Source organism: Streptomyces sp. F001 (genome assembly GCF_004187715.1).
GTDB lineage: Bacteria > Actinomycetota > Actinomycetes > Streptomycetales > Streptomycetaceae > Streptomyces > Streptomyces flavusporus.
In genome coordinates this window covers 692,471-713,929 of the sequence record NZ_QZWF01000003.1, presented here as the reverse complement: position 1 = coordinate 713,929, position 21,459 = coordinate 692,471, and the positions used below count along the sequence as shown (strand labels likewise).

The 21,459-nt window shown below is 69.6% G+C and carries 17 protein-coding genes; 10 read left to right on the top strand and 7 right to left on the bottom strand.

What is annotated here, in order from left to right:
• Positions 1-348 precede the first annotated feature (348 nt).
• Both StrepF001_RS16550 and StrepF001_RS16545 read left to right on the top strand, forming a co-directional pair.
• Positions 349-600 carry a hypothetical protein gene (locus StrepF001_RS16550; RefSeq protein WP_129798991.1) on the top strand — a complete coding sequence of 84 codons (252 nt, stop codon included), beginning with the start codon at positions 349-351 and terminating at the stop codon, positions 598-600.
• A gap of 346 nt (positions 601-946) precedes the next feature.
• Positions 947-1,495 (top strand): DUF1062 domain-containing protein, encoded by a 549-nt coding sequence (locus StrepF001_RS16545; protein WP_129798990.1) that lies wholly within the window; start codon positions 947-949, stop codon positions 1,493-1,495.
• A 772-nt stretch (positions 1,496-2,267) separates the two neighbouring features.
• Here StrepF001_RS16545 and StrepF001_RS16540 read toward each other — a convergent pair.
• A complete protein-coding gene (locus tag StrepF001_RS16540; protein WP_129798989.1) occupies positions 2,268-3,011 on the bottom strand; it encodes a DUF4232 domain-containing protein in 744 nt (247 codons plus the stop codon).
• A 227-nt stretch (positions 3,012-3,238) separates the two neighbouring features.
• Between StrepF001_RS16540 and StrepF001_RS16535 the strand changes: the two genes are divergently transcribed.
• Entirely contained in the window at positions 3,239-4,579 is a 1,341-nt protein-coding gene (locus tag StrepF001_RS16535) for a helix-turn-helix transcriptional regulator (protein WP_240797526.1), read from the top strand.
• Positions 4,580-4,974: 395 nt separating this feature from the next.
• On the opposite strand, the gene StrepF001_RS16530 is transcribed toward StrepF001_RS16535, so the two are convergent.
• The 3 genes from StrepF001_RS16530 to StrepF001_RS16520 form a co-directional block, all read right to left on the bottom strand.
• A complete protein-coding gene (locus tag StrepF001_RS16530) occupies positions 4,975-6,282 on the bottom strand; it encodes a phosphatase PAP2 family protein (RefSeq protein ID WP_240797525.1) in 1,308 nt (435 codons plus the stop codon).
• A gap of 1,113 nt (positions 6,283-7,395) precedes the next feature.
• Positions 7,396-8,043 carry a response regulator transcription factor gene (locus tag StrepF001_RS16525; protein WP_129798987.1) on the bottom strand — a complete coding sequence of 216 codons (648 nt, stop codon included), beginning with the start codon at positions 8,041-8,043 and terminating at the stop codon, positions 7,396-7,398.
• A complete protein-coding gene (locus StrepF001_RS16520; protein WP_129798986.1) occupies positions 8,034-9,254 on the bottom strand; it encodes a sensor histidine kinase in 1,221 nt (406 codons plus the stop codon). The genes StrepF001_RS16525 and StrepF001_RS16520 overlap by 10 nt, the downstream gene beginning before the upstream one ends.
• A gap of 109 nt (positions 9,255-9,363) precedes the next feature.
• On the opposite strand from StrepF001_RS16520, the gene StrepF001_RS16515 reads away from it, so the two are divergent.
• Complete coding sequence (locus StrepF001_RS16515; protein ID WP_129798985.1) at positions 9,364-10,938, top strand: serine hydrolase domain-containing protein; 1,575 nt, start codon at positions 9,364-9,366, stop codon at positions 10,936-10,938.
• Between the two features lie 301 nt (positions 10,939-11,239).
• Here the strand turns inward: StrepF001_RS16515 and StrepF001_RS47935 are convergent, their stop codons facing one another.
• Together StrepF001_RS47935 and StrepF001_RS16505 are read right to left on the bottom strand one after the other, a co-directional pair.
• A complete protein-coding gene (locus tag StrepF001_RS47935) occupies positions 11,240-11,806 on the bottom strand; it encodes a DUF6415 family natural product biosynthesis protein (RefSeq protein ID WP_240797524.1) in 567 nt (188 codons plus the stop codon).
• Positions 11,803-12,294 (bottom strand): hypothetical protein, encoded by a 492-nt coding sequence (locus StrepF001_RS16505; RefSeq protein WP_240797523.1) that lies wholly within the window; start codon positions 12,292-12,294, stop codon positions 11,803-11,805. Before StrepF001_RS16505 ends, StrepF001_RS47935 begins: the two co-directional genes overlap by 4 nt.
• Before the next feature lie 210 nt (positions 12,295-12,504).
• Between StrepF001_RS16505 and StrepF001_RS16500 the strand changes: the two genes are divergently transcribed.
• Together StrepF001_RS16500 and cyaB are read left to right on the top strand one after the other, a co-directional pair.
• Entirely contained in the window at positions 12,505-13,356 is an 852-nt protein-coding gene (locus StrepF001_RS16500) for a helix-turn-helix transcriptional regulator (RefSeq protein ID WP_129798984.1), read from the top strand.
• Between the two features lie 18 nt (positions 13,357-13,374).
• Positions 13,375-13,929 carry a class IV adenylate cyclase gene (gene cyaB, locus StrepF001_RS16495; protein ID WP_129798983.1) on the top strand — a complete coding sequence of 185 codons (555 nt, stop codon included), beginning with the start codon at positions 13,375-13,377 and terminating at the stop codon, positions 13,927-13,929.
• A 168-nt stretch (positions 13,930-14,097) separates the two neighbouring features.
• On the opposite strand, the gene StrepF001_RS16490 is transcribed toward cyaB, so the two are convergent.
• Positions 14,098-14,904 (bottom strand): DUF1963 domain-containing protein, encoded by an 807-nt coding sequence (locus StrepF001_RS16490; protein ID WP_129798982.1) that lies wholly within the window; start codon positions 14,902-14,904, stop codon positions 14,098-14,100.
• Positions 14,905-15,200: 296 nt separating this feature from the next.
• Between StrepF001_RS16490 and StrepF001_RS16485 the strand changes: the two genes are divergently transcribed.
• From StrepF001_RS16485 to StrepF001_RS16470, 4 genes are all read left to right on the top strand, one after another.
• Positions 15,201-18,290: a VCBS repeat-containing protein gene (locus tag StrepF001_RS16485; RefSeq protein ID WP_129798981.1), complete on the top strand. Its 3,090-nt coding sequence runs from the start codon at positions 15,201-15,203 to the stop codon at positions 18,288-18,290.
• A gap of 297 nt (positions 18,291-18,587) precedes the next feature.
• Positions 18,588-19,559: an iron ABC transporter permease gene (locus StrepF001_RS16480; RefSeq protein WP_129798980.1), complete on the top strand. Its 972-nt coding sequence runs from the start codon at positions 18,588-18,590 to the stop codon at positions 19,557-19,559.
• A complete protein-coding gene (locus StrepF001_RS16475) occupies positions 19,556-20,617 on the top strand; it encodes an iron chelate uptake ABC transporter family permease subunit (RefSeq protein WP_129798979.1) in 1,062 nt (353 codons plus the stop codon). The genes StrepF001_RS16480 and StrepF001_RS16475 overlap by 4 nt, the downstream gene beginning before the upstream one ends.
• Positions 20,614-21,444 (top strand): ABC transporter ATP-binding protein, encoded by an 831-nt coding sequence (locus tag StrepF001_RS16470; protein WP_129798978.1) that lies wholly within the window; start codon positions 20,614-20,616, stop codon positions 21,442-21,444. Before StrepF001_RS16475 ends, StrepF001_RS16470 begins: the two co-directional genes overlap by 4 nt.
• Positions 21,445-21,459 lie beyond the last annotated feature (15 nt).

Genomic DNA, 21,459 nt, shown 5'->3' with positions numbered 1-21,459 from the left:
CCCCGACGTCGACGGTACTCATATTCCTTCCGCGCTACAGTCCGTCAGGGCCTGTAACGCGCCCCCTCGATGTCGATCGAAGCGGTCAGGGGAGCAGGTCGATCCGCTCCCCGTACTCGCCTTCAAGCGAGTAACACGACCCACATAGCGGCTGTACAGCCGAAGCCTCTCCGGCCAGATCCTCCCTCGCCTGAGAGGCTTCGTCGTACATGCTGCGTCGGCGAAGACATCATTAAGAAGGCATTCCCAAACCGGATGCAGCGTCAAGTCTTCCCAGTTAAAGGGTATGTTGCTCGCTGTTTAGGCATGCTCGGGCCGTCGGTTCTGGTTCGGGTGTGGAGGTGGCGGATGCCGTCGGTGATCGCGGTGCTGGAGAAGCGTGAACGGCTGGCGCTTGTCCGGGCCGAGGAGTTGCGGGCGGAGCTGGAGCGGGTCCAGGTGGCGGTGGCTGCTGCGGAGGAGGCCGCTCGGCGTGCGGTGATCGCTCGTGAGGAGCTCGTTGACGCGTTGACGGAGACGGCCGTTGCGGCGGTGACGCGGCCGACTACCGGTGGCCTCTGCTTGTGGTGCGCGCTCGTGTGGAAGGTATCGCGGCGGTAGAAGTTCGTTCCGTAAGAGGGCGGGGGAGCGGGCGGGCGGAATCGGCGAGACCTGGGGCGAGGACGGAGACGAGGAACTGCCGCGCTGCTGCGCCAGGGCCCCGCGATGCCGGCGTCGAGCGGACGATCAACAGGCTCAAGAACTTCCGGGCCGTGGGTGAGGCGCTCGAAAACCAGTGGAGCAGCGCCGCTGTGCGCCATTACCGTGCTGCCGAACCAAGTCGTCTGGTCAAGGACGTGCCGTTGTACACCGTGTGAGACCCCCCGAGCGCTGAATCGTCGCGCGTCGCGCATGTGCGCCGCGCTCCTTTTTGCTGCGGACTTCTCACTGAAACCGGTGTACTTCTGTGCTCAAAAACTGGGTGGTCGTGCCCACCTGCCTGCCGCTCGTTCGCCGCTGTTGCCACGCGTGCGCGTCCGAGCACTTCCGGGCAAGCGGTAAATTTCGCGTCAACGCAAACCACAAGCTCATCGACGCCTGGCTCCTCGCGCTCTGTACCGCTTGCGGGGAAACTGCAAAGCTCACGGTCCTGGAGCGGATGAATGTGCGCTCCGTACGACCTGAGCTGCTGGACCGGCTGCATGACAACGACCCTGGTCTGACAGCTGAGCTGCTCCAGGATCCGGTCGTGCAGCGCCGTAATCGCATCGCCCTCGACTGGGCGGGCGCCTGGCGCCTCGACACCGGCGGATCGGATCACCTGGACCGCGAGGTGATCGACGTCTCGGTCCGCTTTGCGGCGCGGATCCCTGTCCGGCCGGTGCGACTGATCGCTGAAGGTTGCCGTCTTTCGCGGGCCGAGGTCGAGAGACTGATCACGGAGGGCAAACTCGTTTCGGCAGTCCGGCTGAGCGGCAAGCTCTCCGGCGACTTCACCTTCACGCTCAAGCGCTGAGCCCTCCTCGGGACCACGGGCCTGTCCGGCGAGATCCGCCGGACAGGCCCTGGCCCAGCGACGCCGCTGCCAAGGAGCATCGCGTTGGAGATGACCTGCTCCTCGGCTCTCATCCCTGCGGCCGGAAGAGCCCTACGCGCCTGTGGAACTTCACCAGCAGCAAAGCTCAGCTTGGAGAAGGGAACTCCGGCCAGCGACGCGAAGTGGGCAAGGACGGTCGGCCAGTTCCGCGACCACCTCGTCGAGATCGCGGGTGGACAGGTCGATCACCGCCAGGCGGCGGCCTGCTCGGCCGGGTCGCGACGGTCCGTCCCGGTCGGTCAGGGGGCGGTAGCGGCGTCTGCGGTGGTACGGGCCCGGTGCCGGCGAATCTCGTCGTGGTGTTCGCCTATGAGGACCACTACCTGCGGGTCACCGTCCGCCCCCACGTGATGAACCCTCTCCCCCCGATCTGCGAGCCTCCGACGACGATGCCGCGCGCTCTGGTTGGTCTTGGCACCGCCGCACCTGGCTCGCCTCAGCTGTGGACGCAGTGCTGGTGTTCGTCCGGCTGTTCAACCCCGGCAAAGGCCGTCACTTCCCAAGCTGAGAGCGCGAGTTCGGTTCTCGTCACCCGCTCCACGACCAAGGCCCAGGTCATCCGACCCGGGCCTTCTTGCTGTCCGCTGTGATCAGTAGTCGCGTGCCGGATTCGCGCCAGGAGCTTTGTCGGGTGCCTTCGTCGCGGCTGTGGCCCTGCTCTTCCGAACCGTGGCGGCAGTGAGCCGGTGTATCACCAGGCCAGGGCGTCAGCCATGGTCGACTGCCAGTACGACACTCGGATCGAGTCGTCGACGTGCACACCCTTCGCGGGGAGTGACGGGTGGGCGGCGGCGCTCGCGCTCTTGTCGAAGTAGACCGCGAGGGACTTGGCCGTGTAGCCGCCCGAGCCACTGCCGTCGGCGGCCGAGAGAAGGACGCTCGCATAGCCCGACTCGCCAGGGGCCAGCGTGACCACCGCCTGCGGCTTGGAGTCCTCGAAGGCCGGCGGGACGGACTGGGCCTCGCCGAATCGGACCGCCGGATAGCCGGTGAGGTTGCAGTTCTTCGAGCCGGTGTTGGTGACGGTGAGGAGAAGGTGGTTCAGGGGGCGGGAGACCTCCGTGGCGGTCGTCCGGGTGGAGGTGGGAGAGCAGGGGGTCCTGGTGGGCTCCGAGTCCTTGGAGCCCGTCGAGCCTGTGGAACCAGACGAGCCCGTGGAACCCGACGAGCCCGTGGAACCCGTTGTGCCGTTCGAACCGGCCGCGCCGCCGGTCGAGCCTTCGGAGGTCAAGCCCGCCGAGTCCGTCTGCCCCGTCCCGGTGGAGGTTCCCCCGCTCGCCTTGGGCGAGGGCGTGGTGGAGGCCGTGGGCATCGATCCTGCCGATGCCCCCTCGTCCTGGACGCCCTCTCCGCTGTTGCATGCCGTCAGCATCAGCGTGGCGGCCGTGAGCGCGGCGGCGACGAGCATGCGGGTGCGGTGGGTGCGTGTGGACATGTGATCCCCCTTGTGCGGTACGGGTGTTGGCATGGCCGCTCGACCGGGTGCCGGAAACGGCGTGCCGGGAGCGGCGTGCTTGGATGGCCCAAGCTTGTGCGGTGATCCGTCCCGGCTGCCACGGCTGCCGGGGTATCCGGGACGCTGGAACGCTTGCGATGGCTCTGACCTGGGGGAATGACCTCCCCCTGGAATGGGGGTCCGGGACGTGGGGAGAGGGAGGAACGGTGGCGGGGGACGAGTTCTCGGAGCTGTTGGGCCGGTTGAAGGAGCGGTCCGGGCTCAGTTACGGGGTGCTCGGGAAGCGGCTGCACACGAGTGCGTCCACGCTTCACCGGTACGTCAACGGGGATGCCGTACCGACGGACTACGCGCCCGTGGAACGGTTCGCGCGGGTGTGCAAGGCGACGCCCGAGGAACTGGTGGAGCTGCATCGGCGGTGGGTGCTCGCAGATGCCCGGCGAAGGCAGAAGTCCGGCGGAGCCGCCGCGGAGGAGGAACGGCAGGCGCGTACGGCGGAGGAGGCGGCGGGGTCCGAAGCGGAGGCCGGGGCCGGGGCCGCCGGGTCCGAAACAGCCGGGTCCGAAACGGTGGCCGAGGCTGTTCCCGAGGTCGAGCGGCGGCCCCTGACGGAGGCTCCCGTGGCGCGGCGGCGGCGTACCGTCGTCCTCGCCGGGGCCACCGTGGCCGCCGCCCTCGTGTCGGTCGCGCTCGTGGTGAATCTTGTGCCCGGCGGGCGCGAAGGCCATGACGACCAGGGTGGGAAGGGGCCCGTCGGGGTCGCCTCCCCGTCCGTCGACGAACATCCCCGCGGCTCCAAGCCGTCCGATGCGAAGGCCAGTTCGGCCTCGCCGTCCACCTCGCGCAGCAGCAGTCCTACGGTTTCCCCGTCGGCCTCCGCTTCCCGGAGCGGTGGGTCCGGGGCAGCCCAGGGCAACGGTGTCGAGGACGGGGCCACCGCGCCCGACGTCGCCGTCGATCCGTACAAGTGGGAAGACCCGTGCAGCCAGCACTACCTGGTCGACCGGCAGCCCGAGCAGGTGCCTCCGCCGCCGAGCGAGCCGGACGCGCGGGGGTGGGTCACCGCGCTCGGCGGGGTCGCCGGCGGGCAGCAGATGCTCGCGCTGACCGTGCAGGGCACCGGGAAGGCCACCGTCGTCCTGGACGACCTGCATGTGCGGGTGGTCGAGAAGAGCGCGCCGCTCCCCTGGAACGACTTCGAGATGGGCGTCGGGTGCGGTGGCGGCGTGGAGACGACGTCATTCGGGGTGGACCTCGATGCCGGGCGGCCTGCCCTCTCCCCCAAGGCCGGTCAGCGCGACTTCCCGTACAAGGTGAGTGAGTCCGATCCCGAGGTCTTCTACATCTTCGCGGACGCGCGGGCGCACAACGTGAGCTGGTACCTGGAGCTGGACTGGTCCAGCGGGGACCAGCGGGGCACCGTACGCGTCGACGACAACGGCAAGCCCTTCCGGACGAGCGGGAACGTGGGACGGCCCGCGTACAACTATCCGCTCGGTTCCTCCGAGTGGGGGCGGAACGAATACACCCCCGACATTCCCGGCTGAGCGCCCGGCAGGCACGGGGGACTTCACACCACGGTCAACAGGGTGCGACCAGGCCCGCGCAACGGCGTCGGACCACCACGTCCACGCAGGTCAGCGGCCATCCGGCCGTACAAGCACCGTCGCTTCCCAAGCTGAGAGCGCGAGTTCGGTTCCCGTCATCCGCTCCATGTGAAACCCCCGGGTCAACGGCCCGGGGGTTTTGTCTTTGTCGGCGGGTTCCGGGCGCGCTGGTGCGTGGGGGCGTCCATGTGGTGCCTCGCGCGCGACCGCTTCCGGCCGAAGGAGATGCGCGCCGGGGGCCGCACCCTTCTCACCGACGCAGAGCAGTCCATCGCCCCCCTTCGCCCCGGTCTCGCTCGGGCAGTGCCCAGCCGACAACCTGATGCAGCAGCGATTCAGATCAGTTCGGGTTGGGGTTCCGGTTGCCGGGCTGGGGCGGGGCTCGGCTCCCACAGGGCGGTGGTCCGTACGTAGCCGTAGATCACTGAGGTCATCGCCAGTATGAGAAGCGGTCCGGACACCCAGGGATGCTCGGCCATCTCCAACGGCAGATGGCGGTAGGACACCAAGAGCGCAGCGAAGACCGTTGCGCCGTAAGCGACCAGTCGGATGCCGGAGCGATCCCAGCCGCGGTCGTGTGAGCGCAGAGCTGCCTCGATCGTGAGCGTGAAGACCACGCCGGCTATGAGATCCGCGCCGTAGTGGTAGCCGAATCCCAGCGTTGCGGTGAGCGTGGCGATCAGCCAGAACGTGCCTGCGTAGCGCAGGATCCGTGGGCCCTTGCGGGAATGGATGAAGATCGCGGTTGCCCACGCCGTGTGCAGACTGGGCATGCAGTTCCTCGGGGTGATCTCGTCGAACGGCATGTGGTGCGGCGCATTGATCGGCGGCGGCGTTTGCGGCCACAGGTTGGCCACCGCCCAGCGCGCGCTGGAAGGCATTTCCTCCGCCCACAGGCTGACCGGCGCCCAGTGATCGGTGCCGGTGCCGTAGGCGAAGACCGGTCCGACCACCGGGTAGATCATGTAGAAGGCCGGCCCGAGAAGGCCTATCACCAGAAAGGTGCGCACCAGGTGGTGGCGCGGGAAGCGGCGCTCGACCGCCACGTTACGCAGTTGGTAGAGCGCGGCTATGACCGCGGCCACCGCGAGCTGGCCGTAGACGGTGTCGAGAAAATTGAAGCCGATGGGGCCGGTGGCCGTGACGATCCGGCCCACCAGCCACGACGGGTTGCCCAGCGCATGATCGGCGGTTGCCACGTACTGGTCGAGCACCGCCGGGCGGGTCTTCGAGGTGATGAGCAGCCAGGTGTCGCCCGTCTTGCGGCCGGCCACCAGCAGCAGGCCCAGCCCGACGCCCTTCAGCAGCAGGACACGTTCCCGGCCGGTGCGGCGAGTGACAGCGATGACCGCACAGCCGAGCATCACCCACAACGCGCCATTGCCGAAGGAGTGGCCGTCGGTCACCTTGTAGTCGATCGCCCACCGGACCGCCAGGAACGCGACATCGACGCCGATCGCCGCAGCCGCCGCGATGAATCGTTGCCGCCAGGTGAGTACCACCATCATCAACGCCATAGCGGCGTACAACAGACCGCCCGACTTGGGGGCGAATATCACCTCTCGTACCTGGTTGGTGATCGGCCCTGGCAGGCCGTAGCGACGCGCGGCGAATTCCAGCGCAATGAGGAATCCGAGAGCCACGACACCCGCTACGGCCCAGAGTCTCGCCCGTGGTCGGCGCCACACGGAGAACGCGATTCTTCGGTTTATTCGTGGAAAGTTCTGCGGTGGTATGTATCTCAATTTTTGACTGCTTTGCTCGATGTTGGTCTTTGTAGGGCTGGTTCGTTCGTCATCGCTAGACGGAAAGGTCACGGTCCGGGTTCCGTCGGCGTATCCGCACAGCCCGCTCCGCCGGGTGACAGCCCGGCTGATGCTGTTCTTCGCCCTGTTGGTCGCCCACGGGCCACTGAGGCAGCCGTCACGTCAGTTCATCGCGCACCCGCCATGCCGTGATGCCATGTCCGGCAGGCCGCCGGAGACGACGCCGGCAACGTCACCGGCGAGCGGCAGTACGGGCATCGTCGCGGGCTACGTCCGTGGAAACCCGCCTCGCAACAGCGGTGACGTCAGGGGGTTCGTTCGGCGAGCGTACGAAGATCGCTACAGGCCGGCAGAGGCAGGGAGTGCAGGCCTTGTCCCTAGGGAGTACAAGGCCGTCCTATAAGGAGCATCGGCCTCGTGGCGCCCCCTGCCGGGGCAGGACCGGTCGAGGTGTGCGCATGTGCGATGCGGTCGCTTCGCCCGCGAATCCGATGAGTCTCCCCACGCCCCGAGACACTTCATGCCCCCTTGATCCGCCCCTGCACGCCACCCGTGCCCTTGGTGTGCCCTTCAGGGCGGACAACCACAGTCAACAGCGGTGCCACCAGGCCTCTCGCCGAGCGAAGCACAGCGAATCTACGCGGGTCAATAGCCATGTGGGCGCGCAAGCGCCGCCGCTTCCCGAGCTGAGAGCGCGAGTTCGGTTCTCGTCACCCGCTCCACGACCAAGGCCCAGGTCATCCGACCCGGGCCTTCTTGTTGTCCGCTGTGATCAGTAGTCCAGTGCGTCGGGCATGGTCGACTGCCAGTACGAGACGCGGATCGAGTCGTCGACGTACACGCCCTTCGCGGGGAGTGACGGGTGGGCGGCGGCGCTCGCGCTCTTGTCCGCTCGGTTCCTCCGAGTGGGGGCGGAACGAGTACACCCCCGACATTCCCGGCTGAACGCCCGGCAGGCACAGGGGACTTCACGCGCCGGCTGTCCTCCGGTCATCCGCGGAGGTAGGTGAGGACGGCGAGGACGCGGCGGTGTCCGTGGCCGTCGAGGTGGAGCTCGAGTTTCTGCAGGATGTTGCTGACGTGCTTGTTGACCGCTGCCTCGGTGACGTACAGCTCGCGGGCGATGGCGGCGTTGGTGCGCCCCTCGGCCATCAGGGCGAGGACCTCGCGCTCTCGGGGGGTGAGGCGTTGCAGGGGATCGCGGCGGCGGTTGAGGAGTTGGCGGACCACCTCGGGATCCACGACCGTCGCGCCCGCGGCGACCTGGGCGACCGCGTCGACGAACTCGCTGACGGCGCTGACGCGGTCCTTGAGGAGGTAGCCGACGCCGGTGTCGCTGCCCAGGTCGAGCAGATGGGCGGCGTAGGACTGCTCGATGTACTGGCTGAGCACCAGGACCGGGAGGCTGGGGCGCTCCTGGCGCAGGGCGACGGCGGCGCGCAGGCCGTCGTCGGTGTTGTCCGGTGGCATGCGGACGTCGGTGACGACGATGTCGGGAGCGTGTTCCCGGACCGCCGCGATCAGGGCGTCCGCGTCGCCGACGGCGGCGAGCACCTGGTGGCCGAAGCGGGTGAGCACGCCGACGAGGCCGTCCCGCATCAGCGGGGAGTCCTCGGCGAGTACGACGGTCAGTGGCATGGCAGCTCCACGTGCATCAAGGTGGGCCCGCCCTGAGGGCTGGAGATGCGGAGTCTGCCGTCCGCCACGGCGACGCGGTCGGCCAGGCCGACGAGGCCGGTGCCCGCCTCCGGTGCGGCGCCGCCGATGCCGTCGTCGCTGACCGAGAGAGCCAGCACGTCGGTGTACAGGCGGGCGTGCACCTCGACCCGGGTTGCCTTGCTGTGCTTGACGGCGTTGGTCAGAGCCTCGGCGATCACGAAGTACGCCGCGGTCTCCACGGAGAGCGGCAGACGACGAGGCAGGCGGATGTCGACCGTGACGGGCAGTGCGGAGCGCCCGGCCAGGTTCTCGACCGCGGCGGCCAGACCGTGGTCGGTGAGGGCCTTCGGGTGGACGCCGCGGCTGAGCTCACGCAGTTCGTCGACGGCGAGCGCGACCTGTTCCTGTGCCTTGGCGAGCCGGCCGGCCAGCGGTGAGTCCGGCTCGGTGTCGAGGGCGGCCAGGCCGAGCATCACATTGAGGGAGACCAGCCGCTGCTGCGCCCCGTCGTGGAGATCCCGCTCGATCCGGCGTCGCTCCGCGTCGAAGGCATCGACCAGCCGCGCCCTGGAGGCCCGTACGTCGGTGAGCTCACGGCCCAGTTCGCTGTCGCGCGGCGCCAGCATGAGACGGGTGACGGCCGCCCTGGCGCCGGCCCAGGCAGTGATGGTGTACGGCGCGGCGGCGAGCAGGCAGAGACCGACGATCACCAGCGGCCAGGCCCCGGGGTCGTCGAGGGGCGACATGATCACCAGCACGGGGACGACCAGGGCGAAGCCCAGGACGAGGAAGTCCATCCACCACAGAGCGGTCGCCGACACCGCGGTGAAGCCCAGCTCACGCCAGGTCGCAGGCTCTCGCAGCCGGGTTCGTACCCATCCGAGGAGTCCCGCGCGTTCGGGGGCCCGGTGCGGGTCCGGCACCGGGTCGAGGTCCACCAGACGCAGGCGCCACCGCTCGAAGCGGGTGACGGCGACACCGGACAGTGCCACACCGAGCAGGATCGGCACCCCCACCAACACCACCAGCGAGACGGCCCCTGCGACCAGCGCGACCACGAGGACCGCGCCGGCGACGGCGCCGAAGACCACACCGGACAGCAGATAGGCGAAGGACCGCCAGGGCCAGCCGGAGCCGAGCACCTTCAGCGGGTTCTGACCGAGCGCCTGCCAGGCGGTCCGATGTCGCATCCCTCGAACCTACCGAGCCGGGGATCTTGGGGCAGTAGTGCGTGCACTACCTCTGAACTCGCGTGTGCGCCAGTGCGCCGGGCGGGGAGGGACCGGTGCACTGGGCTCCATGAAGCTGATCACCGCCCCAACCGGCATGCGTCGCAGACTCGGCACCGTGCTGGCCGCGCTCGGTATCGCGGTCGCGGCCACCGCCGTACCGGCCTCCTCGGCGCCGCGGTCCACCGCCGCCCTGGATCCGGCCTCGGTCGACCGATTCGTACGCGACTACCTGGAGCGGACCCGTCTGCCGGGCGCGGTGGTCGCCGTGACCAAGGGCGACCGGGTCGTCCACACCGCGGGGTACGGGCACACCGCGTCCGGGCAGGCCATGACGGAGCGGACGCGCCTGCCCGTGGCGTCGCTGTCGAAGTCCATGACCGCACTCGCCGTCATGCAACTGGTCGAGGCGGGCAGAGTCGACCTGGACCAGCCCGTGCACCGGTACCTGCCCGAGTTCACCCTGGCCGACCGGCGTTCCCGGGAGATCACCGTCCGGCAGGTCCTGACCCAGACCTCCGGTATGGCCGACTCCGCCTACCCCGATCTGACCCGCGCCCAACCGCACACCCTCGAAGAGGCCGTCGCCGCGATGCGCGAGGCGTCCCTCGCCACCGCGCCGGGAACCCGGTACCGCTACCACAACCCCAACTACTTCGTCGCGGCACGCCTGGTCGAGGTGGTCAGCGGACAGCCCTTCGCCGACTACCTGTCCGCCGAGCTCTTCGGTCCGCTGCGCATGACGCACACCGCATCCGTCGACTCGACCACCGAGATGCCCGACCGGGCCCGCGGCTACGTCCGCGCCTACGGCACGGTGTTCTCCCGTCCGCACCCCCGCTGGTTCGCCGCGGGCGGCCACGGTGTCGTCACCACGGCCGACGACCTCTCCCAGTGGCTCATCGCCCAGAACAACCAGGGCGTGTCCGCCGACGGCCGCCGTATCGCCACCGCACGCACCATCGAGCTCACGCACACCCCGCCGGAAACGCCGAAGGACACGGACTACGCGATGGGCTGGTGGCGGAACCGGCAGGGTGACGGGCCCGAGCAGATCCAGCACAACGGCCAGCTCCTCACGCACAACTCCACGGCCACGCTGCTGCCCGACAGCGGGATCGGCATCGCGGTCGTCACCAACACCGGCCTGATCGCCGGAGACGACGCCGCCCAGATCTCGATGGGCCTCGTCGATCTCGCGCGGGGCAAGAACCCCGAGGTGGCGAAGCCCTTCTCGATGACGGCCGACTGGGTCCTGGCGGCACTGACCCTCCTCGCGACGGGCCTCGGCATCCGCGGTGTCCTGCGTGCGCGCCGATGGGCGCGGCACACCGCACGGCAAGCATGGTGGCGAACGGCCCTGCGGTTGCTGCCCCAGACGCTCCCGATCCTCCTCCTCACCCAACTCGCCTCGCTGCTCGGCCTGCTGATGAACCGCTCCGGAACCCTGGCACAGACCACCTACGCCTGGCCGGCCCTCGTCGTATGCGCGGCAGCCGGGGGCCTCGCCTCCACCGCGGTCATCATCGCCCGGGCCCTTGCTCTGGCCCGTTACCGCCGACGCGCCCGGCATGGAGCCGGGGGCAACGGGGGTGACGAGCCACTCGGCACACGAGACGGGCATCGAGCCCTCCGCCCCGCCTGACGGAGCCGAGGGCCGTGCCCCAGCCGTGCCCATAAGACCAGGCAACCACGGTCAACAGCGGCGTGATCAGGCCCACGCAACCATGCCAGTACGACGAATCCGCGCAGGTCATCGGCCATCCGGCCGTGCAAGCGCCGTCGCTTCTCAAGCTGAGAGCGCGAGTTCGATTCTCGTCACCCGCTCCAGTGTGAAGGCCCAGGTCCGAGACCTGGGCCCTTTTGTTGTGTGCAGATGATCAGTTGCCGCATGCCAGAAGCGCCAGATCCGCACCACCGGCCCGTCGGTGGTCGCCTATGGATCTTCAAGGCAGAGTCCGGGCCTCTGCACGGGGTGCCGTTTCGGGCGCTTTCACGGGGAAGGGACCGCGGCGCGCCTGCCGATATTCCTCGTAGAGCCGGTCGACGGTCGTGCAGATCCCGGTGGCCTCGCCGTTGTCGTCCACGGTCCGGCAGGCCGAGCATGCGGGACAGTGCTGCAGCATACGCAGGTACGCGGCTCGCTCGGGGCCGTTCGGGCACCAATGGTTCCCATTCTCGTAGTGGTCGCACAGAGCATGAACGGACCGGGCGAGGCGTCGCGCGTGCGCGACGCGGGCGGGAAGGCTGCAGCCGGGCTCAACGCTCAGCCGCAGGCGGGCCTCGCCGATGCAGAAGAGCGCACAGGCCCGCGGCACTCCGTCCTCGGGCAAGGCCAGCGCAGCCGTCTCCACCTCGGGAACGGCCACCATGATGTGACCGCGCAGCTGGAGCGTGAGCGTCTCCAAGTCCTCGGGGTATGGCGCCTCGACGTCTTCCGCGAGCAGGCGGTCCGCGCAGGCGCGCATCGTTTGGAGGTCCACCGGCGCAGCCTTGGTCCTGAACGCGCTCATGACTCGTCCTCATCGGTCGGACTGCCGCCCGACATCACGAACGCCAGCACGTCGGCCGCTGCGCACAGGCGGCCTGGACGGGTCATGGGCACAACCCAATACGAGCCTTGCGTCCACTCGTCCAGCTCGGTGCAGTCGGCACGCGGCACGCCCAGGTAGGTGCCCTCGCCCAGGCAATCGGCGAGCGGCGTGAGCCACGTCTGTGAAGTGCCGACCGGTACAAGGGCGTAGTACCGCCGGAATCCGGGGTCGTGGATGACCGGACCACCCCCCAGGCACTGCGCGAGCCGATCACTCGCCACGGCCGGGTCCTCGCTGCCGACGGCACCGTGCACGATGCGGTCGGGAAGACGGACCGCTTCGAACGCCCGCCCCAGCGGGATCAGCACGAGCTTCGCGGCACTGCTCCACTCGCGGCGGACTGTGTCCGGTGACGGGTGGGCGGATGCCAGCCACCCCTCAACCGTCCCGCTAGGAGATGGGCTCACCAGGGATGTCCGGCCCGCTGCACGGACCGTAGCCTCTGCCATGTCGACCTGCTCTCTCAGGTTGGCCATGCCCCGGGACCGTTCGCGCGGCCGCCGGGGCTTTCCAGGACTCGACCAGGATCTTGTGACACTCCGTGTCGGATCGATCCCTCACCGGTAATCTCACGGTGGGATGACTTTCCATCCCGCCGTGCAGACCGGGGGCCGTGCATGAGGACCGCGCTGGAGACGATCGAACTGCCTGACTGGTCATGGGAGCGCGCCGAGGTGCGTCAGGCCCTACGTGCGCGCGACATGGGCGCGGTGTTCCGGTACGTACAGCAGTACGCCGGAGCAAGCCAGGCCCGCATTGCCACTGCGGCGGGGATGACGCAGGCGCGCGTCAACGAGATCATCAACAGGCGCCGAGAAGTCTCAAAGCTGGACGTGTACGAACGGATCGCCGACGGCCTTCACATGCCTGACGACGCCCGTCACCTGCTCGGATTGGCAGCCAGCCGTGAAAGGCGATCAGGCGGTGCGGCATTTGACCTGACGGCCTTCCCCGAAGTCGTTCGCGTCTACGCGACGCAGCACTCCGCGGCCCAGGAAATCCAGCAGCTGGCACGTGAGGCGCAGGAGTTGGACGTCCTCGCAGTGCGGGGACTGGGCCTGATCGGGCTGAACGACAGCCTTCTGCGTGCCTGCTTGCCACGTGAGCAGGGTGGCAAGGGACTCCGCGTGCGGGTGGCTCTCCTCGACCCGGACAGCCATGCCCTGGCTCAGCGTGCGGCCGAGATCGGCGAGTCCGCCGAGTCCCTCGCCGGCGGCGTGCAACTTGCGGAGGCACGGCTGCGGGAACTGGTGGGCACGTGTGACATCGCCGTATGGCGTTACCGCATGCTGCCCACCTGGCGGCTCATCCGCACAGACTCGGCCCTGTTCGTCGGCGCGTTCGACGCAGGGTGGGAAGGCCACGAGTCGGCAACGTACAAGGTGATGGAAACCCCGCACGGCCCCCTGTTCCGGGGCTTCCGCAGGATGTTCGAGGCTGTCATCGACGGCGCGCAGCGCACGGTGTAAAGAAAAGGGGAACCGCTCGTGATCGAGGCAGAGTTGAAGGCCCGTGTGCACTCGCCGGAGGCGGTCGTGCGGCAGCTCGACAAGCTGGCGACGGCCCGCGTGGAGGTGTACCAAGACACCTACTACGACCGGCCTGACGGCTGTTTGGACAAGGCCGGCGAAGAGCTACGGGTACGCACGGTGCATGGCGCGGACGGAACCCGCACAGTCCTCACGTACAAGGGCGTCGCAGTCGACGAGGACTCCGGGTCCAAACCCGAGTACGAGACCCGCGTCGATGACACGGAGGCGACGCACGCCATTCTGCGCGGCCTCGGGCACGTGCCGTTCATCGCCTTCGAAAAGCAGTGCCGGAACTACGACTTCGAGGCACACGGCCGGAAGATGCTGGCGACCCTCGTTCGCGTTCCCGAGATCGACGGTACTTTCCTTGAAGTTGAGACGCTCGTCGATGAGACCGAGCTGAGCGAAGCCCTGGACGACATCCGCGCCGTCCTCACTGACCTCGGCATCGGTCCTGAGGACCTGACACGCGAGACGTACACCGGCGCCATAGCCGCACAACGCCACTGACGGCGCACCGCCTCCGTCGGCACAGCTCGCGCCGCACCCATGCACTGCCTGCTGCCGCTCCATACCCACTGCTATTTGGGCACGGCCCTGGCCCCTTACCACTTGGCCGAGGAGAAGAAAGGCCGGCGGGGGTGCCGGACGGCTCCGCTGCTTCACCCACCTCGGCTGTCAGTGGCAGTCGAAGCGCCAGTCCCATGGAAGGCCGGGGCACTGGCGGCAATGGAAGAAGTAGACGCCGCCGCAGTCGCCCAGCTGTATGTCGCCGGTGATGGTCAGAAGGTGCTCCATGCGGTGTCCGCTCTCGCAGTTCGGCCAGTCGGCAGGCTGCGTCCAGGCGGGCCAGCCGCCGACCTTCGTCCCGATGACGTTGGAGTCGGGTGGCCACATGGAGCCACCTGTCGGCACCCGGAGACGAGGTTCCCAGGTCTCCCACATGTCCTTGGGCAGATCAAGCCACCTCGGGAAGTCCTCCGCGGTCATCGGGGACAACGTGGACGGTTCCGGCATGTTGTCCTCGTCGTACTCCCCCTCGCTCACCCCGGGGATCTCGGACAGCAGCCCTCCAGCCACGACCTCCGCCTCGTTGCGCCAGTACAGCTGCGGCATCACCGGCCCGGGATCCTGCTCATGCATCAGCGCGCACCACACCAGCTGCAGCAGATCCTTCCCCTCCGGGAACTCCAGCCCCGGCACATCCCGGGCGAACAGCTGGAGGATCGGCACCATCGGCACCGCGCCCGGGACAATCTCGGTGCGGTTGCGCCAGTCGGACCCGAACGTCCAGTGGTCTTCCTGCGCGCAGTACGGCCACGGCTCGTCCGCGGGCCACAGCAGCTCGCCTCCCAGCGAGCTCTCCCGCACGCCGGGGTCGCCGGGCTCCGGGTTGAGGAGGGTGGTTTCCCGGGCAAGGCCCGCGTACTCCGGTATCAGGGTGCGCAGATCCTTCGCGGGCAGCTCGGGTGTGTCTCCGGGCATCGTGGCTCCTCAAGGCGTACGAAGATCGACGGGACGCTGCCGGCACGCTAGTACGTGCCACCGACAACCCCATGCAGCAACGGCGGCCTCATCACACTCCTGGATCTTGAGCGGTCCTGGTGACGAGGCAACTGTGGCCGATGCCGAGACGGTGGCTCCGTCGCTCCCCAGGCCGGGGCCAAAGCCCTGCCCACCCCCTTTCACCTGCGCGAGCACCCCCTTGCCACCACCACCCCGCTGATAAGATCCGGCCACTTGTGCGAGGGCACGGGCCCTCGTAGGGGAGGGAACCTCACGTGGGCAGACACGCCCTGAGACGGGGCGGGCTGGCCGCCGCCGTCTTCTCGCTCGCGGTCGCCGTCGCGGCCGCGTCCGTCGTCGTCCTGTCGGAGGGCGGCGGCTCCGCGGAAGCGGCCGAAGCCGACACCACCGCGATCACGCTGGCCGACCCCAGCTCCACCACACCACGTACCGACCGTCCGTACGTCGACGGCGACAGCGGCTTCCTGCACTGGCAGACCGGCCGCACCGGGCTGCTGTGGACCGACCACGCCACCGGCAGGACGGTGACGGTCGAGAACGCCGACGGCGTCTACACCCCGGTCTCGAACTGCAAGTACATCGGCTGGGACTGCTACACCGCCTGGTACGGCACGGACAGCGACCTGGTCGCTCTGCCGACCTCCACGTCCGACGAGTTCGCCACCTTGTGGGACCCGGCGACGGCCACCTCCAAGAAGGTGAGCTGGAGCAGCACCCACGGCGACTACGCGGCACTGGTCGGGAACACGATCGTCACCACCTACTCCCTGATCGACAAGGTCGACGGCGCGTGGCGCGTCCGCAGGGTGACCGGGGACACGGCGAACGCGCAGGCCGGCAACGTCCTCGCGGCGGACTCCTCCGGTGTGTTCGTGAAGAACAGCACCTTCGGCTCGCTCCACTACATCGACATCGCGTCGGCCGTGAGCACCGAGGTCTTCACGGGCGCCGACAACAGCCCGAGGTACGTGATGAGCGCGGACCGCATCGGCTGGTACGACGACGGCCTCGCCGAGCTGCACCTGAAGTCCCGCACCGACCTCACCGCCGCCGAGCAGGTCGTCACCCTGCCCGCGCACCCGGGTGCACTCGACGGCCCCCCGGTCCTGGTCGGCGACTGGCTGCTGCTGCCGCTGTCCTCCAGCTCGCCGGGCTCGAAGCTGCTCGCGGTCGGCGTCGACGACCCGTCCGTGCAGCAGACCCTGCTGACGAGCGCCGGTGAGTACACCCTGGCGGCCGGTGACGGCACCGCGCTGGTCACCGGCGGCACCGGCGCCACCGACTGGTGGGTGCAGCGGGTGAGTCAGGCCGAGGACGGCACGCTGAAGCTGGAGAAGGTGTACCAGTCCCCGGCGGTGGAGAACGCCAAGACGGGCCTCGCGCTCAGCCGTGGCCGACTGCGCGTCGCCGAAGCCGGCACCACCGCGACCTCCCTGCGCACCCTCACCACGAACGGTTCAACCGAGCTGAGCGCGTCCGACGCCACCGACAGCGGCTCGGTGTACTCCCCCGTCTGCCCGTACGAGGGCACCACCTGCTCGACGATGTGGGGGAACCTCGACGGCCAGGACGCCTACCTCACCAAGTCCAACGACGGCACCGAGCGGTACTGGGACCGGATCGTCGCCGTCGGCGGCCACGAGCTGGAGTTCGGCACCCAGGACGGCACGATCGTCGACGCCGGCGACGACTACGCCGTCTACAACTCGGGCGGTACGACACCGGCGCAGTACGTCGGCGAGTTCGGCCAGGGCCAGAAGCTGAAGCGGTCCGTCCGCGCCGCCGCCCTGAACGGCCCCACCCTCTGGAGCGCCACCACCACCGCCGGCAATCTCACCTCGTACAGCATCCCGCTGGCGAAGACGCTCGCCACGGTGACCGTCCCGGGCCTGGCCTGCGTGCCGAGCGAACTCCAGGCGGCGGGCCGCTGGGTGTACTGGGCGTGCGGTACCGACTCGGCCGGCGTGTACGACACCAAGGCCGGTACGTCGACGGCGGTCACCCCCGGTGATGTGCTGCTCGGCGACGGCTTCACCGTCCGCCACGACCACACCGCAGGAACGCTGGTCCTCACCGAGGCGGCCACCGGCACCACCCGGGTGATTGCCTCCGGCCTGCCCGACAAGGGCCTGACCGCGGACCGCCGTTACCGCTGGACGGTCGACGAGTACACCGGCCTGGTCGCCTGGTTCGACGACTACGAGCGCACCCGGGTCACCACCACCGGCATCACGCCGTCCGCGGTGACGGCCTTCAAGTCGTCGGCTACGAGCTATGTGGACCCGGCGACCCTCTTCCAGGGCAACTGGGTGCTGTCCCGCCCGGTCACCTCCTGGTCGCTCACCTTCACCTCCGTCCAGAGCGGCGCGACCGGCAAGGCCACCCGCACCTTCACCGGCGGCGCTACCCCGGAACGGGTGGGCGTGAGCTGGAACGGCAAGACGGCGAGCGGGACCTACTTCCCCAACGGCGCGTTCAAGTGGGCCCTCAGAGCCACGGGCCTGGGCACCACCACCCCGGTCACGGTGACGTCCGGCGACGGCTTCCTGACCCGTGGCTCCGCGGTCCGCCACGACCACGTCAGCCCCGACGGCGTCGACGGCCGCGGCGACCTCCTCACCCTCAACTCCTCCGGCGGCCTGACCTTCCACAGCGGCACCGGCACGGGCAAGTTCGGCGACAAGAACACGGGCAGCGGCTGGGCGGCGACGATCAAGGCCGTCCCCTTCGGCGACCTGAGCGGCGACCGCTGCAACGACGTGCTGGTCCGCTACAGCTCCGGCGCACTGCGGCTGTACAAGCCGGGCTGCGGAGCGGCGGTCAAGCCGTCGACGTCGTACACGACTCTCGCGACCAGCGGCTGGACGCAGTACGACGCCCTGACGTCGCCCGGCGACGTGAGCGGCGACGGCCGCCCGGACCTGATCGCGAGGAACTCGTCCACCGGCACGGTCTACCTCTACAAGGGCACGAGCGACGGCAAGCTCTCCTCCCGCGTCAAGCTCTACGACAACTGGAAGGGCTACAAGAAGATCGTCGGCACCGGCGACTTCACCGGCGACGGCAAGGCGGACCTCCTGGCCCAGGACACGTCCAACAACCTCTACCGCTACAACGGCAAGGGCGACGGCACGTTCGCGGCCCGCGTCAAGGTGCTGTCCGACTGGGGCGGCTCGTACAACGTGGTCGTCGGGGTCGGCGACATCACGGACGACGGCAGGCCGGACCTGGTCTCCCGCGACACCAGCGGCAACGTGTGGCGCAACAGCGGGGACGGAAAGGGCTCGTTCGGTCCGCGGGCGCGGATCGCGAGCGGCTGGAGCGGCTACAAGTTCCTCTCGTAGGCAGTGAGTCGACCCTCCGAAGGCGCCCGGTGACTTGATGTCACCGGGCGTCTTTACGCTTCCCGCGTGATGTCGGCGCGCTGCGCGAGGCGCTTTATCCGTTCGGCGCGTGCGCAGGCATCGCCGCTGTCGCCGCGCACCATCCGCAGGAGCGGTGCGCCCCGGTGTGGTGGGCCCCACCAGCAGTCGGCCGAGGACGCGCTCTCCTCACCACGTACGCTTAGGCAATCCTTAGCTGAGTGGTAGTGGATCCGGGAAGGGCGCGTGTCAGGAGTCGGGAGCCGACGTGTCGGCTGGATGGCCGTCGCCCTTCTTCTCTTGCTGCTGGCCGTGGTGCTGAGCCTCGCGGTCGGCAGCCGCGCGATCGCCCCCACGGCGGTCTGGGACGCGCTGCTGTACGGCGGCACGAGCGACGACGCCCAGGTCGTACGGGCACTGCGGGTGCCGCGGACGGTCGTCGGTGTGCTGGTCGGGGTCGCCCTCGGCGTTGCCGGAACGGTTCTGCAGGGCATCACCCGCAACCCCATCGCCGAGCCCGGCATCCTCGGCATCAGCCAGGGCGCCTCGCTCGGCGTCGTCTGTGCCATCACCTTCTTCGGGGTCCACACGCTGAACGGATACGTCTGGTACGCCTTCGCGGGCGCGGCCGTCGCCGCGGTGTGCATCTACGTCGTCGCCAGCAGCGGACGCGGGGGCGCCTCGCCGGTCAAGCTCGCGCTCGCGGGCGCCGCGATGAACGCCTTCCTCGCCTCCGTCGTCACCGGCATCCTCACCACCGACGCCCGTGCCCTGGACGAGTTCCGGTTCTGGGACGTCGGCTCGATCGCCGGCCGGGACGCCTCGATCGTCGGGCAGACCTGGCCCTTCCTGGTCGCGGGGCTGCTGCTGGTGCTGGCCATGGCCCGCGGGCTGGACGCGCTCGCGCTCGGCGAGGACATCGCGCGGGGGCTGGGCCGCAACGTGGCGCTGCTGCGCGCGACCGGCGCCCTCGGCGCGACCGTGCTCACCGGCGTGGCGGTGGCCGCCGCGGGCCCGATCGCCTTCACCGGCCTCGCCGTGCCGCACATCGCCCGGGCGCTCGTCGGCCCCGGGCACCGCTGGCTGCTGCCCATGGCCGCCGTGCTGGGGCCGGTGATGCTGCTCCTCGCGGACGTCCTCGGGCGGGTCGTCGTACGGCCCTCGGAGGTGCCGGTGGCCGTGATGACCGCGTTGGCCGGGGTGCCGTTCCTGGTGGTGCTGGTACGGCGGAGGAAGCTGGTGACGGCATGACCCAGGACACTCTCCGGCCGCCGGGGCATACCGTCCTGCGCGCCAGGAAGAGCAGCTTCCTGCTCCACCGCAGGAGCTTCCTCGTCGCCGCCGTCCTCACCGCGCTGCTCGCGGCCACCGTCGTCGCGTCCCTGTGCGTCGGAGAGTCGTTCGTCGCGCCGGGCGAGGTCGTCCGTGTGCTGCTGGGTCTGCCCAGCCCCGACCAGCTGGTCGTCGGCACGCTGAGGTTGCCGCGGCTGGTGACCGGACTGCTGGTGGGCGCTGCGTTCGGGGTCTCCGGCGCACTGATCCAGAGCGTCGCCCGCAATCCGCTGGCCAGCCCCGACGTCATCGGCGTGACGCACGGGGCGGGCGCGGCGACGGTCGCGGCGATGACGTTCGGCGTCACCTCGTACGCCGTACTCCCCTACGTCTCCGTCGCCGGCGGTCTCACGGCGGCACTGCTCGTCTATCTGCTCGCCTGGCGGCGCGGACTGCACGCCGCCCGGTTCGTGCTCGTCGGCATCGGCATCTCGGTGGCCCTCGGCTCCCTGACCCGGCTGTTCGTGACCAAGGGCGACTACCTGGTCGCCCAGCAGGCCAAGGTCTGGCTCACCGGCTCCCTCAACGGCCGTGGCTACGACCAGGCCGCACCGCTGGCGACCGTACTGCTGCTGCTCGTACCGTTCCTGCTGTGGGCGGCTCGCGTCCAGCGTGGCACGGGCCTCGACGACGACACCGCCACCGCCCTCGGCACCCGGCTCGACCGGGACCGGCTCGGACTCGGTGCGCTCGGTGTGGTGCTGGCGTCCGTGGCCACCGCCGCCGCCGGACCGGTGGACTTCGTGGCGCTGCTCGCCCCGCAGATCGCCCGCCGGCTCACCCGCACCCCGCACATCCCGCTGCTGTGCTCGGCGCTCATGGGTGCGCTGATCGTGACCGTCGCCGACCTGCTGGCCCGCAGCCTCTTCTCCCCGACCGAGCTGCCGGTCGGCGTGTTCACCGCCCTGGTGGGCGCCCCGTATCTGATGTGGCTGATCGTCAGCTCCCGTAGCAGCCGTTCCGGAGGAACCGCGTGACCGGCAACCGTCTCACCGCCCAAGGGCTCACCCTCGCCTACGAGGACCGTACGGTCGTGGACGGCCTGGACCTTCAGGTCCCGGACGGGAAGGTCACCGTCATCGTCGGGCCCAACGCCTGCGGAAAGTCCACCCTGCTGCGCGCCCTGGGACGGCTGCTCAAGCCGCAGCGCGGCGCGGTGCTGCTCGACGGTACCGAGCTGTCCCGCATCCCGACCCGGCGGATCGCCCGGGCCGTCGGCCTGCTGCCGCAGACGCCCGTGCCGCCGGAGGGCATCACCGTCGCCGACCTGGTCTCGCGCGGCCGGCAGCCGCACCAGAAGTGGTGGCAGCAGTGGTCGGAGGCGGACGAGACGGCCGTCGCCGAGGCGATGAAGCGCACCGGGACCGCCGAGCTCGCCGAACGGCCGGTCGACGAGCTGTCGGGCGGTCAGCGTCAGCGCGTGTGGATCGCGATGGCCCTCGCCCAGGACACCGACGTCCTGCTGCTCGACGAGCCGACCACCTATCTCGACATCGCCCACCAGGTGGAAGTCCTGGACCTGGTACGACAGTTGAACCGGGAGCGGAGCCGGACCGTGGTCGCCGTGCTGCACGACCTGAACCAGGCGGCCCGCTACGCCGACCACATCGTCGCCATGAAGGCGGGCCGGATCGTGGCGCAGGGCGCACCGGCCGACGTCGTCACCGCCGAGCTGGTCGAGGAGGTCTTCGGACTCGCGTCGGTCGTCGTACCGGATCCGGTGACGGGCGATCCGCTGGTGGTGCCGGGGCCGCCGCGTTCGACGCATCCGGCCGTGCCCGAGCAGGCCGTACCGGGAACGTGACCGGAGCCACATGCT